This is a genomic window from Cypionkella psychrotolerans, from assembly GCF_001294535.1.
Classification (GTDB): Bacteria; Pseudomonadota; Alphaproteobacteria; order Rhodobacterales; family Rhodobacteraceae; genus Cypionkella; species Cypionkella psychrotolerans.
Map to the genome: position 1 here is coordinate 1 of NZ_LGIC01000072.1, position 13279 is coordinate 13279.

The 13279-nt window shown below is 60.4% G+C and carries 12 protein-coding genes and 2 pseudogenes; 11 read left to right on the forward strand and 3 right to left on the reverse strand.

The features are described 5' to 3' along the window. The 3 genes from AKV04_RS16525 to AKV04_RS16535 all read left to right on the forward strand — a co-directional run. Positions 1-596 (forward strand): TrbG/VirB9 family P-type conjugative transfer protein (locus AKV04_RS16525; protein ID WP_054007526.1); only part of this gene is annotated, 596 nt, incomplete at its 5' end. Next, positions 593-1900 carry a TrbI/VirB10 family protein gene (locus AKV04_RS16530; RefSeq protein WP_054007527.1) on the forward strand — a complete coding sequence of 436 codons (1308 nt, stop codon included), beginning with the start codon at positions 593-595 and terminating at the stop codon, positions 1898-1900. The genes AKV04_RS16525 and AKV04_RS16530, both read left to right, overlap by 4 nt. After that, positions 1900-3846 (forward strand): type IV secretory system conjugative DNA transfer family protein, encoded by a 1947-nt coding sequence (locus tag AKV04_RS16535; protein ID WP_054007528.1) that lies wholly within the window; start codon positions 1900-1902, stop codon positions 3844-3846. Before AKV04_RS16530 ends, AKV04_RS16535 begins: the two co-directional genes overlap by 1 nt. A gap of 771 nt (positions 3847-4617) precedes the next feature. Here AKV04_RS16535 and AKV04_RS16545 read toward each other — a convergent pair. Beyond that, positions 4618-5515, reverse strand: a pseudogene (locus tag AKV04_RS16545) (IS3 family transposase); the annotation flags it as partial. A gap of 89 nt (positions 5516-5604) precedes the next feature. Continuing rightward, positions 5605-6327, reverse strand: coding sequence for a DsbA family protein (locus tag AKV04_RS16550; protein ID WP_202905642.1), 723 nt, complete (start codon positions 6325-6327; stop codon positions 5605-5607). A 348-nt stretch (positions 6328-6675) separates the two neighbouring features. On the opposite strand from AKV04_RS16550, the gene AKV04_RS16560 reads away from it, so the two are divergent. From AKV04_RS16560 to AKV04_RS16580, 5 genes are all read left to right on the forward strand, one after another. Then, on the forward strand, positions 6676-7608 hold the full coding sequence (locus tag AKV04_RS16560; RefSeq protein WP_054007533.1) for a ring-cleaving dioxygenase: 933 nt from the start codon (positions 6676-6678) through the stop codon (positions 7606-7608). 10 nt (positions 7609-7618) lie between these two features. Further along, positions 7619-8227, forward strand: coding sequence for an alpha/beta hydrolase (locus AKV04_RS16565; RefSeq protein ID WP_054007534.1), 609 nt, complete (start codon positions 7619-7621; stop codon positions 8225-8227). A gap of 101 nt (positions 8228-8328) precedes the next feature. Further along, positions 8329-8628 carry a GNAT family N-acetyltransferase gene (locus AKV04_RS16570; RefSeq protein WP_054007535.1) on the forward strand — a complete coding sequence of 100 codons (300 nt, stop codon included), beginning with the start codon at positions 8329-8331 and terminating at the stop codon, positions 8626-8628. 119 nt (positions 8629-8747) lie between these two features. Further along, the gene (locus tag AKV04_RS16575) at positions 8748-9707 is read left to right on the forward strand and encodes a pirin family protein (RefSeq protein WP_054007536.1); all 960 of its coding nucleotides are present in this window, start codon (positions 8748-8750) and stop codon (positions 9705-9707) included. Positions 9708-9852: 145 nt separating this feature from the next. Next, a complete protein-coding gene (locus AKV04_RS16580; protein WP_054007537.1) occupies positions 9853-10215 on the forward strand; it encodes an MliC family protein in 363 nt (120 codons plus the stop codon). A 44-nt stretch (positions 10216-10259) separates the two neighbouring features. Here the strand turns inward: AKV04_RS16580 and AKV04_RS16585 are convergent, their stop codons facing one another. Next, the gene (locus AKV04_RS16585) at positions 10260-11162 is read right to left on the reverse strand and encodes a LysR family transcriptional regulator (RefSeq protein WP_235815676.1); all 903 of its coding nucleotides are present in this window, start codon (positions 11160-11162) and stop codon (positions 10260-10262) included. 112 nt (positions 11163-11274) lie between these two features. Here AKV04_RS16585 and wrbA point away from each other — a divergent pair, with 112 nt between their 5' ends. The 3 genes and pseudogenes from wrbA to AKV04_RS26260 form a co-directional block, all read left to right on the forward strand. Beyond that, positions 11275-11865 (forward strand): NAD(P)H:quinone oxidoreductase, encoded by a 591-nt coding sequence (gene wrbA / locus AKV04_RS16590; protein WP_054007540.1) that lies wholly within the window; start codon positions 11275-11277, stop codon positions 11863-11865. Positions 11866-11967: 102 nt separating this feature from the next. Further along, the gene (locus tag AKV04_RS16595; RefSeq protein ID WP_054007538.1) at positions 11968-12936 is read left to right on the forward strand and encodes a glutathione S-transferase family protein; all 969 of its coding nucleotides are present in this window, start codon (positions 11968-11970) and stop codon (positions 12934-12936) included. Between the two features lie 164 nt (positions 12937-13100). Then, positions 13101-13279: pseudogene (locus tag AKV04_RS26260) on the forward strand (IS256 family transposase); the annotation flags it as partial.

Sequence of the window (13279 nt, forward strand, 5' to 3'; positions counted from 1 at the left end):
ATCAGGAGGGCCAGGTTTACCGGATCAACACGCGGCTGCGGAACGTGACCCTCGTCGAACTTGGCGAGGGTGAGAAGATCCAATCCATTGCGATCGGAGATCTTGAAAGCTTCAAGATCGACAAGTTGGAGCGGGCGAACCTCTTCATCATCAAGCCGGTGGTGGCGGGGGCTACGACCAACCTCACCGTCGAGACGCAGCGCAATATCTACTTCCTGCAGGTGACCGAAGGCGGTCGCGGCAGCCCGAACTATTCAGTGAAGTTCACCGTGCCGGGTGCTGCTCGTGGTGCTGAGGCCGCTTCCGACATCCCACCCTCATTGCCCATGACCTACAAAATCATGAAGCGCAGTGGCGCCCTACCCGCCTTCGCGCCGATCTCGATCTCGGATGACGGGCGCAAGACCACCTTCCTGATCCCACCCGGGGCCCCGATGCCGACCATCTTCCGCGCTGATGCCAAGGGGCAGGAGTATTCGGTCAACTCCTCGGTGCGCGGCACAACGATCACCGTCAGCACCCGTTCCGAGCGTTGGGTCCTACGCTATGGCGAGGAATACGTCTGCGTCACGGCGGAAGTGGGGGTCAGCCAATGACTGAGCCCGATGCAGCCGAAAAACTCGCCGCGCGCATGGAGCGCATGAAGCCTTCCGAGGCACCCAAGCGCCGCCGGGGCATAAACCCCTATGCCCTTTCTGCCGTCACCGCCGTCGCGGGAGTTGGGGTTGGGGCATGGCTGGTGCTGGCCGCACCCGATGCCCCTGCCCCGGCTCCCGCCATTGAAACCGCATCGGTCAGTGATTTCCAGGGCGATGGCATAGGCACGGATGGCTTCAACGTCTCACGGCCAAAGCCACAGATTGTCCCCGCTGCACCCGATCGCAGTGAAGCCGATCGGTTGCAGGCCGAGGTCGAGGCGCTGACTGCCCAGATCGCGGACCTGAAGGCCAATCCGGTGACGGATGAGGCCGCTCTTGCGGCGCTCAAGGCGCAGGTTGAAGCTCTGGATGCCGAGGCAAAGACCCGCGCTGCCGCCCTGTCGGACCTCGAGCGGGAAAACATCCGCCTGCAAACCGAGTTGGAAACCAACGCCCTGATCACGGGCGATGGCGAGGCGGAAGCGGCCCGCGCCCGGGAAGCTGATCTGGCCCGTCAGCGCGAAGAAGCCGAGGCGCTGAAGCAGTCCCAGATCCATTCCGACATGGTCGCCCTGCGGTCCAGCATGGATATGGGTGGCGAGGCTGGGGCCGCATCCCCTGCCCCCGGCGGGGCGGCGGCAACCGGCGATGAAGCCTTCCGCCGCGCAGGGGCCAAGGCCGCCGAGGTGCGCCAGGCCGAAGTGATCGCCAATCCGTCCAATACCGTGATGCAGGGCACGCTGATCGAGGCGGCCTTAGAGACGGCCGTCAGCACTGATCTTGCCGGCAATGTCTCGGCCATCGTCAGCCATGATGTCTGGTCGTTCGATATGAGCCGGGTCCTGATCCCGCGGGGCTCACGCCTCTTCGGGCGTTATGAATCCGACGTGGGCGCAGGTCAGCGCCGCGTGCTGATAGCATGGGACAGGCTGGTCACCACCGATGGGCAATCGGTCACCCTCGCCGCCTATGGCACCGACCGCATTGGGCGCTCCGGCCTGCCGGGCACAGTGCGCAATCACTTCTTGCAGCGGTTCGGCACTGCTGCCCTGATTTCTGTCATCGGTGCTGTCCCCGACATCGCCGCCGCGAAGTATGCGGACAACGAAGTGGCCTCGGACACTGCCGAAAACGTCGGCACGGATCTGGGCGAGGCGGTCAACACCGTGATGGCCGATTATCTGCGCATCCCACCGACGATCAGCGTTACCCAAGGCGCCGTCGTCATGGTCCGGGTTGATGCCGACATCGAGTTTTATTGATGAGCTACCTCGACACCTATCTCGGGCAGCTCGATGCGGGCCTCTCGGACCCTGCGGTGATGGAACTGGCGATCAACGCCGATGGCAGCGTCTGGGTCGAGCGCGCAGGCCAGATTCACATGACGCCAAGCGGTCTGCCCGCCCTGCGCGCACGGGCGGTGCGCGATTTGGCCTCGCAGATCGCAAACTCGACCTCCAACACCTTCACCGAGACCGCGCCCTTGGTCTCAGCAGCGGTGAGTTACCGCGACTTGATGCTGCGCTGTCAGGTGGTGGGGTCGCCTGCCGTTGCCAGCGGCACGGTGATCGGCATCCGGATTTTCCGCTCAAAGCAGGGCGATACGCGGCGCGCGGCGCGGACGTTTCATTTCTTGCGCGGGCAGGAAAGCTCCCTGGAAGAAGAACGCCGCGCCATGGTGGCGGACACCCTTCTCTTCAACGGCAGCATTGTCGTCCTCGACGTGAAAGGTGAAATCTTTGAGGCGACGTCACGCCACCGCCAGGCCGAGGGCGACGCGGTCTATCGCTTCTCGCCGTTCGATTTTGAACATCCGACCCACCGCTACAACCCGCTCGAGCGCGTTGCGCGAATTGCCAATCTCGAACAGCGCTATACCGAACTGGCCAAGATCTCCGATTACTTCTTGACGGTTTCCGACAAAGGCACCGCAGGCGACTTCCTGACCGAAGGCCGTGAGCTGTTTGTGGCAGGTGGCCTCCTTGCGATTGAAAGGGGCAAGCCCACCATCGGCGAGATCAGCCGCATCCTCTTCGGCCGGGGCGCCACGCAAGCGGTCTACGGCGAACATGCCGAGGAGGTGAAACACCCAAACGCCGCCCAGACCTTCCGCAAGTTCGCGGGCTATTCCGACCGGACACTGTCCTCGCATGCCTCGGTCTTGGGCGGCGCGGGCATGACGCTCTGGAACAACCCAGCGGTGGATCGCGCGACGTCTGGCAATGATTTCTCCTTCGCCGATCTGCGCAAGCGCCCAATGTCGATCTATGTCGTCGTCAACGCCGATGACATTCGCACCCTGTCACCCTTGGTGCGGTTGTTCTTCGGTGAGTTGATCGCCACCATGCGCTCAACACTCCCTGACCCGAAAATTGAACCCTGGCCCGTCATGGTCATGCTCGACGAATTCGACCAGCTCGGGCCTATGCCTATCGTCGAGCAGGCGCTGAAGCAGTTGGCCGGGCACGGCGCGCGGGTGTCGATCATCACCCAGTCGATCCCGGGCCTCGACAATATCTATGGCGAAAACGTCCGCCTGTCGCTCGAGTCCGCGGCTGGCATGAAGCTCTACTTGGCCGCAAACGACAAGAAGACGGCGGGAGAGATTTCGGATGCGTTGGGCAAGACCACCAAGCTTTCGGTGTCGGACAGCGTGTCAAGGGATCGGGATTTCATGCAGAGGCGCTCGGTCAGTCGGCGCATGGAAGAACGGCCGCTGCTGATGCCCGACGAGGTGCGGCGATTGGATCCCAATCTGGCAATCCTCATTCCGGAACGGCAAAATCCGCTCTTGGTCCACCGGATCGTGTATTTCCAGGACCCGACCTTCAAGAAGCTGTTCGACGGCCAGAAGGGTGCCCTGCCCTATCCACCAAAGGAAATAGCCGATGTGCGGGTCTTGACCGAACGCATGGAGGCGCTGGAGCGGCGTCTGGCTGACCGGATCGTGGTGGATTTTGTGCGTCCCGAAAAGGTGAAAGCGGAAGCGCCCGTCGAGCCAGAACCGAAACTGGCTGCAGAGATCGTTGCGCGGGAGGAAATTGCGCCTGAGGTTGAACCGGAGGCTATGGATGCTGAGGCGCCGTCGCCGCCGGAAGAAGCTGTGGCCTCCGCAGAGCTTGAGGTTCATATCGACATGCTGAAACCGCCAACCACGATAGTAGTGTCCCGCATGAGCAAGTTTTCCCAAAGGATTTCTGGTCTTTAGGTGGAATGCCGTCCGGGTCCATCGTGGCCCAGGGCGCTACTTCGGACATGTAGCGCAGTGCGCTCGGCATCCGGCTTGCCGGGTTTGCCGCTGCCATCGGCTTTGGGCAAAGTGCGGCATCCAACGTGACGGCGCAGCCGGTGCCCGTCTTGTAGCCGGAACTGGGTGACCCAGACCCAAGGGGTCTTACCTTGGCAAGCCATCGTGGTGATCCATTGGCCGCAGCCGAAGCAACACTTGCGCGGCGGGCAGTATCCGATCCAGAGGCTGCCCTTCTCGGCCGCATCTCAATTGCTCGACGTGCGCTCCGAGGCCTACTGGCACGCGGATTTGCCCCCTGCTCCAACGGTGGATCTGGCCGCCCTTTATGGAGCAATCAGCGCAAGTCGGCCGGTGGGCTTCGGCAACGCGGATATTGCTGCCGGTTGCCTTGGTGCATCCGCCCCAAGGGGTAAAGCAACTTGCCTATTGCGAAGAGCGCAGGGATTTCAGGCAGTTTTTTTGTGCTTGCGATGGAGGGGCTGACGCTCAGGGTGGCGATTTCAGCGGGGACCGGACAGCATTGCTGCAAGGCTTGCTGGAAAAAGAGGCCGGTTACGCCTGACTTTGGGTTTGGTTGTCGACGCAGTCGGCCCATTGCTGTCACTCGCTTCATCCGGTAGCGCTGCAGTGCAGTTTCACCAAACCGGCCATTCGTGCGTCGTGCAGCATTGTGCCATTCCAAATGGCAGCTGTGCGGATGGGTTCATGCATCAACCGGCTGTAAAACTTGCGATCATCCACGAAGTTCAGGATCGCATTCGAGGTGAACTCTGTCCCTTTATCGCTGACCACCGTCTGAGGCTTGCCGCGGGTGTCGAACAGCGTGGCCAGCTCCCGCGCCACCCGTGCCCCGACAGCGATGTGTCGTCGATCAGGGCGAGGCATTCGCGCGTGCAGTCGTCTACCACGGTCATGATCCGGAACCGGCGACAATCCGTCAGCTGGTCCGACACAAAATCCAATGACCCGCGCTGGTTTGGCATCAGGGGCAGCACCATCGGGGCCCGTGTGCCCATGGCCCGCTTGCGCCCACCACAACGGCGCACATGCAACTGCTCTTCCCGGTAGATGCGGAACAGCCGCTTGTGATTGAGATTGAAGCCCTCACGCCGGAGAAACACATGCAGCAGCCGATAGCCGAACCGGCGTCGAACCTTGGCCAGTTCCTTCAACCGCTCTCGCAACACCGGGTCGTCCTGCCGAACCACCTCGTAGCGCATGGTCATCCGGCAACAGCCAATCACCTGGCACGCCCGCCGCTCGCTCATCCCGTGGCCCTCCACCAGATGCGCGACCGCTTGCCGCTGCGCAGCGGGCGTCACCATTTTTTCCGAGCAGATCCTTCAAGGCCGAATTGTCGAGCATTGAGTCAGCCAGTAGCTTCTTGAGCCTGCCGTTCTCATCCTCAAGCGCTTTCAGACGCTTCGCCTCGCTGACATCCATGCCGCCATACTTGGCTTTCCGCTTGCAGACGGTCGCATCGCTGACGCCGTGCTTGCGGCACAGATCGAAGACGGAAATCCCGGCCTCGTGCTCCTTAAGAATGCCCCCTCTCGGCAGATTTGTTTCACAAATCGCCTGCCGGGCAACGGATGATCTGATCTTCGCTGAACCTGCGGCGCTTCATCTCTGGTCCTTTCGGTTGGGCCAGAGCCTATCTCAAATTGGCTTGGATCCACGGGGCAACATCAGCGGCGATCATGTCACAAACATCCGTCAGACGACCTTGAATTTCGAAATGCGTTCGGTCAAGGCGGACAGGGTTGCGTAGCCAACAGAAATCTCATGCAACCCAGTTGCGGTTTGCAGCATCACTGTCGGGAAGCCCCGCACCCCCAATTGCCGTGCAAGCCTGAACTCGCGCTGTGTGGCCGCGACCGCTTCGGCGCTGGCAAAGGCGGTTTCAAATCGCCCCGGTTCAATGCCAGTGGCCATGCAGATATCGCTGTAAAACTTAGGCTCTTTGGGGTCATCGCCCTCGACATAGAATTTCCGCTGGATCGCCGTGAAGAAGGTCAGTTCTCGGCTGATGGCGTCCTGCGCTTGGCCGAATTGCGTGCGCGCTGTCACCACGGCGCGGCACGCCGGTTCGGTGTCATACGAAAAGGCTGAACGCTCCAGCAGGCGAAAGCCAAAGGGTTGGCCGGTTTGCGCCGCAATATGCGTCCATTCCTGCCTGAGAAAACCGCGAAACCCCGCATTCCAGGCATCGCCGCCACCTGCCCGCAACCCGCCCATCACCAATCGAAACGCCAGCCCCTGTTCGGCACAATGCAAGGCTAAAGCCTCAATGACCGGTGACATGCCCCAGCACCACGAACACATCGGATCGCCAATATAGGAGACCTGCGCCCGATCGCTGGCCGCAGTATCAAGGCGGGGCATCTCTGTGCCTGGCAGAAAGCAGACTCCGGTCACTGGGTCACATTCCATGCTCATGGGCTTTTCCTTTGCACTTCAGAGGTTGCGCCAATTGTCACTATGACCTGATCTGGCATCGCCACCGAGTTGGATTGAGCCGTCCGGCCATTCTGTTTGGTCAATATAGGGTTCTCGCCCCACATGCGATGCAAGACAATTGATTTCCAGCCTGGCGATGCCCCGTGCAACCTTGGCTGCCATTATTTTGATCGACAGCGTTCAGCGACGCCCGAACGCCCTGATGTGTTGCTTGTTCAATTGTTGCACTATCGACAATGGTAAATGCAAGATTATAGCCATTCTGATCAACGATACATTGCCCTATCTTGATCACAACACATGATGGACGATTTGAGAGGGAAAACGATGATCAAAGACATCAAAGGTCTGCACCACGTCACTTCGATGGCTGGCAATGCAGCGGAAAACAACGCGTTCTTTACCCAAACTCTTGGACTGCGCCGGGTCAAAAAGACCGTCAACTTTGACTCGCCCGATGTTTATCACCTTTATTATGGTGACGAGGTCGGCACGCCCGGTTCCGTGATGACCTACTTTCCCTTTGGCCAGATGCCCAAAGGCCGTCGCGGTGCGGGCGAGGTTGGCGTGACCGAATTCGCCGTGCCCCAAGGCGCGTTGCCGTTCTGGAAAGAGCGGCTTGGCAATTACGGTGTCACGGGCCTGCGCGAGGAAAGCTTTCTGGGCGAGGATCGTTTGCAATTTGACGGCCCCGACGGCGATGGATTTGCCCTGGTGGAAAGCGCGGAACGGGGACGCACGCCCTGGACCGGCACCGATGTGCCACAAGATTCCGGGATTTTGGGCTTTCATGGCGCGCGCTTCACGCTGCGCGATGCGGCGGCCACCGGCGAATTGCTGACCTATATGGGCTATCAGAAGGAGGAGACCGCAGGCAACCTCACCCGCTACCGGATTGAAGGCGGAAATGCGGCGGACACCATCGACCTTGAGGAAATGTCGGGCGCTAAATCCGCCAGTCAGGGTTCGGGATCGGTCCACCATATCGCCTTTGCCGTTGAAAACCGCGCCAAGCAATTGGAGGTGCGCAAAGCCCTGCTGGACACCGGCTATCAGGTGACACCGGTGATCGACCGCGACTATTTCTGGGCGATCTATTTCCGCACCCCCGGTGGCATCTTGTTCGAGGTTGCCACCAACGAGCCGGGCTTTGACCGTGACGAAGACACTGCCCATCTGGGTCAGGCTTTGAAGCTGCCCACCCGCTATGAGCCGCATCGCGCCGAGATTGAACGCTTGTTGCCCCCACTGGCCCCGTAAGGAGAGCGATATGTCGACCAAAACCTACCAAGCGCTGACCAAGGCGCCGCAGGCCGGCGCGCCGTTGATCTTTGCCTTTCACGGCACCGGCGGCGACGAGCATCAGTTTTTTGATCTGGCACAGCAGCTTTCGCCATCGGCGGGCGTTGTCTCGCCCCGCGGCGATGTGTCCGAACACGGCGCAGCACGGTTCTTTCGCCGCACCGGCGAGGGCGTCTATGACATGGATGATCTTGCCCGCCGCACGGAAACGATGGCCGCCTTTGTGGCCTCTCACAAGGCGCAACACCCTGATGCGCCAGTCTATGGCTTTGGCTATTCCAACGGGGCGAATATCCTTGCCTCTGTCGCGATGGCGCACCCCGATCTGTTTGCGCGGATCGGCTTGTTGCATCCGCTGATCCCATGGGAACCACAGGCCAATCCTGCGCTTGCTGGCAGCCGGGTGCTGATTACCGCCGGAAAACGCGATCCGATTTGCCCGTGGCCGCTAAGCCAAAAGCTGATCGACTGGTTTGCAGCACAGGGCGCCGAGGTGTCCACGCAGATCCATGACGGCGGCCACGAGTTGCGCCAGCCAGAGGTGGCGGCGCTGCAAACCCTGCTGACAGCACCGTAAGCCTCGGCAATATGCCTTTTCGTAGGCGCGCACCACAGGCGCGTCTGCGGGAAAGGGCTTGACCGATCTTGTAGTTCTTTTTGACCATGAGGGGGCAACCCATGACAGACGTGAACATTATCTTTACCGAGACCGAAACCAAAGGCCGTTATGCGGCCACGCAACCCGGTGTCAAAGGCGCGGCTGAATTGACGATCTCAAAAGTGACGCCCACATTGATCATCGCAGATCACACGGCTGTTCCCGATAGCATGCGCGGGCTTGGCATCGGGCGTGCCCTGGTCGATCGACTGATCGCGGATGCACGGGCAAAACGCCAGCGCATCGTTCCGCTTTGCCCCTTTGTGCGCGCCCATGCGCAAAAACACCGCGAGGAATTGGCGGATGTCATCCAGTGGTAAAACACGTCACGGCACCGGAGCGACATGGTGACGCGCCAACAGTGGCGCATCACACCTTACCAAAATGACCGCTGCAATGCCGTGTCCGTTATTTCGCACGCAAATACAGGAGAGATTTCATGAGCTGGAACCCAACCCATAACCCCGAATGTCCGCTATCCGATAGCGCAGCAATTGAAACCCTGATCATTCCGCGCGCCCATGATCTGGGCGGGTTTGAGGTGCGCCGCGCCCTGCCTTCGCCAAAGCGGCAGATGGTGGGGCCGTTCATCTTCTTTGATCAGATGGGGCCTGCCGAGTTTATCACCAATGGCGGCATTGACGTGCGTCCGCATCCGCATATCGGTCTGGGCACAGTCACCTACCTCTATCAGGGCGAGTTTGAACACCGCGACAGCCTTGGCACGCATCAGATGATCTACCCCGGTGAGGTGAACTGGATGCTCGCCGGGCGCGGCGTCACCCATTCTGAACGGACCAGCGCAGAGACCCGCGCCACGCGGCACAAGCTGTTTGGTATCCAGACCTGGATCGCCCTGCCCGAAGACCGCGAAGACATGGCCCCCGATTTCGAGCATCATAAGGAGGCGGCGCTGCCTGTCATCACCGATACCGGCACTACTGCGCGGCTGATCCTCGGCAGCGCTTACGGACAAACCAGCCCGGTCACGATGCAATCCGAGACGTTCTATCTGGATGTGGTGCTGGCGGCGGACGCGGCCTTTCCGCTGCCCGACAACCACGAAGATCGCGGGATCTATGTGACCGAAGGTAGCATCGAAGTTGCGGGCGACACATTCGAGGCCGGCCGCATGATGGTCTTTCGCCCCGGTGACCGGATTTCGGTAAAGGCCGGGCCGCAGGGCGCGCGGCTGATGGCGCTTGGCGGCGCCACGCTGAATGAGAAACGCTATATCTGGTGGAATTTCGTGTCCTCGTCAAAGGACCGCATTGAGCAGGCCAAGGAGGATTGGAAAGCCGCCGACTGGCAAAATGGCCCGTTCAAACTGCCGCCGGGCGATGACGCAGAGTTCATCCCGATCAGCCCCGAATTAGATCGGACCCGCCCCAAGGAATGAGGGCGAACCGCTGCGGCGCCCGCCTCGCGGGTGAGATCGCACAAACTGACCATAGCGGCTGTTCCCTCGCGTCCGGCACGGGTCTACCGCTTGCCGTGGCGTGGACAGCTGCGCTATGAAACCCTTTAACCAAGGAGAATAAGGCATGCGTATCAGTATTTTGGCAATCGCCGCTCTGGCAACTGCCAGCTCCGCCACCGCAGAAACGACCCTGTCTGTTCCGCTCAAGATCGGGGCCGCAGACAGTGTTCTGTCGCAGACCTATACCTGCGGCGATGCCGAGGCCTTTGCCGTTCAATATGTGAATTCCGGTGCAAACGCGTTGGCCATCCTGCAGATCGACGGGGAAGAGCGTATCTTCGTCAATGTGGTTGCGGCCTCGGGTGCGAAATACGTCTCGGGCGCGGATGTGTGGTGGACCAAGGGCGATACCGCCACGCGGGAAAACGAGATGGAGGCAGGCAGCCTTCAGACCTGCACAGTGCAAGACGCCGCGCCGTCAGAATAACCGTTGCAAGACCACAGCAACAACAGCACAGAGACCTATCCGCGTCAAAGCGGACAGGTTTCATTCACATGGGTCTCGAAAAAGTCCGAAAAGGTCGCAACCCGCAGCGGCAATTGCGCGTAAGGCGGATAATACAGCGTCAGCCAGATTTCCGGCGTGAACCAGTCGGGCAAGACCGAAGCTAAGCGCCCGGCGGCGATGTCATCCTCGATGATGAACCGTGGCAGCAGGGCGATTCCCTCGCCCTGCAGAACAAGCTTCGCCAAAAGATCCCCGTTATTGGCACTCAGCCGTCCAATCGCCTTGTGGCTGTGCTGGCGTTTGCCATTGGACAGTTGCCAGATTTCTGCGCCCAGATCGTCGCGATATCCCAGACAATCATGCTCGGCCAAATCCTCTGGCCGCTGCGGCGTATCTCGCGCCGTCAGATATCCTGGTGAGGCCACCAAAAGGCGCGGCACCCGGCATATCTTGCGCCAGATCGTCGATTTATCGCTGGGCGGGCCAGAAATGCGGATCGCCAGATCATAGCCTTCGTCGACAATATCGACAAAACGATCTGACAGGCTGACATCAAGATGCGTCTGCGGATACAGTGCCCCGAATTGCGACAAAATCGGGGGCAGCACTTTCACCCCCAAGGACAGCGGCGCGCTGATCCTCAGCCTGCCAGAGGTGATGCCCTGTGCCTCTCGGGTTTGATCGGCCGCCTCGGCCAGCCCTTCTGCCAGCGGCGTCACCCGTGCCGCATACCCTGCCCCCGCCGAGGTCAGCGAGACCTGCCGCGTTGTGCGCACCAGCAGTTGCACGCCAAGCTGCGCTTCCAGCGCCGCGATGGTGCGCGTGACCGATGCCGGGGTCATGCCCAATTGCCGCGCGGCACCCGCAAAGCTTTGCTGCGCCGCCACGGTCAGGAAAACACGGATGGATTCAAGTTCGCCCATCATCGATTGTTACACCAACGGCAATAGTGAATGCAAGATTATGGCCATTCTGAAAAATGATCCTTTTGCCTATATCCTATCCAACCGCATCCAACCCCCTGACAGGAGAACGTCCATGACCGTCAAGCTCGCCATTATCTATTATTCCAGCTACGGCACCAACCACCAGATGGCCGCCATCGCAGCCGAGGCGGCAAAGGCCGCGGGCGCCGAGGTGCGACTGCTGAAAACGCCCGAGACCGCGCCGGATCACGTTGTGGCCGGCGTCGATGCCTGGCAGGCACAGACCGAAAAATCTGCCGATATTTCGACAGCAACCGCCGCTGATATGGAATGGGCGAATGCCTATCTGGTTTCGGCTCCGACCCGGTTTGGCGGTATGGCCAGCCAGATGCGCGCCTTTATCGACACGCTGGGCGGTGTCTGGGGTAAGGGCGGGTTGGCCAACAAGCCCGTCTCGGCGATGACTTCTGCCCAGAACGCACATGGCGGACAAGAGGCGACGCTGCTGTCGTTTTACACCACCGTAATGCATTGGGGTGGCATCATCGTCGCCCCCGGCTATACCGATGGTGTGATCTTCAAGACCGGTGGCAACCCCTACGGCTACAGCCACACGCAGGGGACGGATTTCAGCGATGATGTGAAAGCCAGCATCGGCCATCAGGCACGCCGTCTGGTCGAATTCGCAGCAAAGCTGGCCTGACACGCCAGACCGGCAACGGATACGGCCCCGCAAAACGCGCGGGCCGTGTCCTTTCTGCGGCACCCGAACAGGCGCGGCACCCCTTTGAAAGGATGACCCATCATGGGACTGTTGATCGACGGCACATGGCATGACCAGTGGTATGATACCACCAGCACCGGCGGCAAGTTCGAGCGCAGCGCCGCGCAGTTTCGCAACTGGATCACCGCCGATAGCACGGCGGGGCCAACGGGCAAGGCCGGGTTCAAGGCCGAAGCGGGCCGATATCACCTGTATGTTTCGCTTGCTTGCCCTTGGGCCAACCGCACCCTGATCCTGCGCGCGTTGAAAGGGCTGGAAGATGTTATCGGCCTGTCAGTGGTCAACCCGTTGATGGCCGAAAACGGCTGGACCTTTGCGTCCGGCCCCGGCGTCATCGCCGACCCTGTGGGCAATGCGAAATACATGTATGAGGTCTATCTGCGGGCCGATCCAAACTACAGCGGCCGCGTGACAGTGCCGGTGCTGTGGGATCTGCAACAAGATACCATCGTCAGCAATGAATCAGCCGATATCATCCGCATGCTGAATGCGGCCTTTGACGGCATCGTGCCCCCGACCGACGACTATTCCCCTGCGGACCTGCTGGCTGAGATCGACCGCATCAACGCCTTCACCTATGACGCAATCAACAACGGTGTTTACAAGGCCGGATTTGCCACCGATCAAACCGTCTATGAAACCGAAGTCCGCGCGCTGTTTTCTGCCTTGGACATGTTAGAGGCAAGGCTGGGGAAACAGACCTATCTGCTGGGCGACAGGATCACCGAAGCCGACTGGCGGCTGTTCACGACCTTGATCCGCTTTGATGCCGTCTATCACGGGCATTTCAAGTGCAACCTGAGAATGTTGAAAGACTACGAAAACCTGTGGAGCTATACCCGCGAGCTGTATCAACAGCCCGGCATCGCAGCGACGATCAATTTCGACCATATCAAACAGCATTATTACCGCAGCCACGGGACCATCAATCCCAATGGCATCGTGCCCGACGGTCCCGTTCTGGACCTGGATCGCCCGTCTAGTCGCTGACGGCATTCGGGGTATGCCGTCAGCGCTGACTGATCTTCTGCGCAGTGTTTGACGCGGCGCTACGGGGTCGTGTCGCGAAGGTGGTGGAAATTTGAAGGTGGCGTAATCTCCGGGTGACTTGAACCCACCCAACCGGCGGCAGCAACCGCCAGGGAGATCACACCATGAAGAACAATACCGACACTTCTGCACTTTCGCTACTGGCCAGTGAAGCGGGCTATGATCCGATCGAAGATCGTCTGCGTGAGAACATCCGCGCCACCATCGAGGCGGTTTTCGAGGAGGAGCTGGACGCGTTTCTGGGACGATGCCGTTATGATCGTGGCACCGACAAGCCCACTGG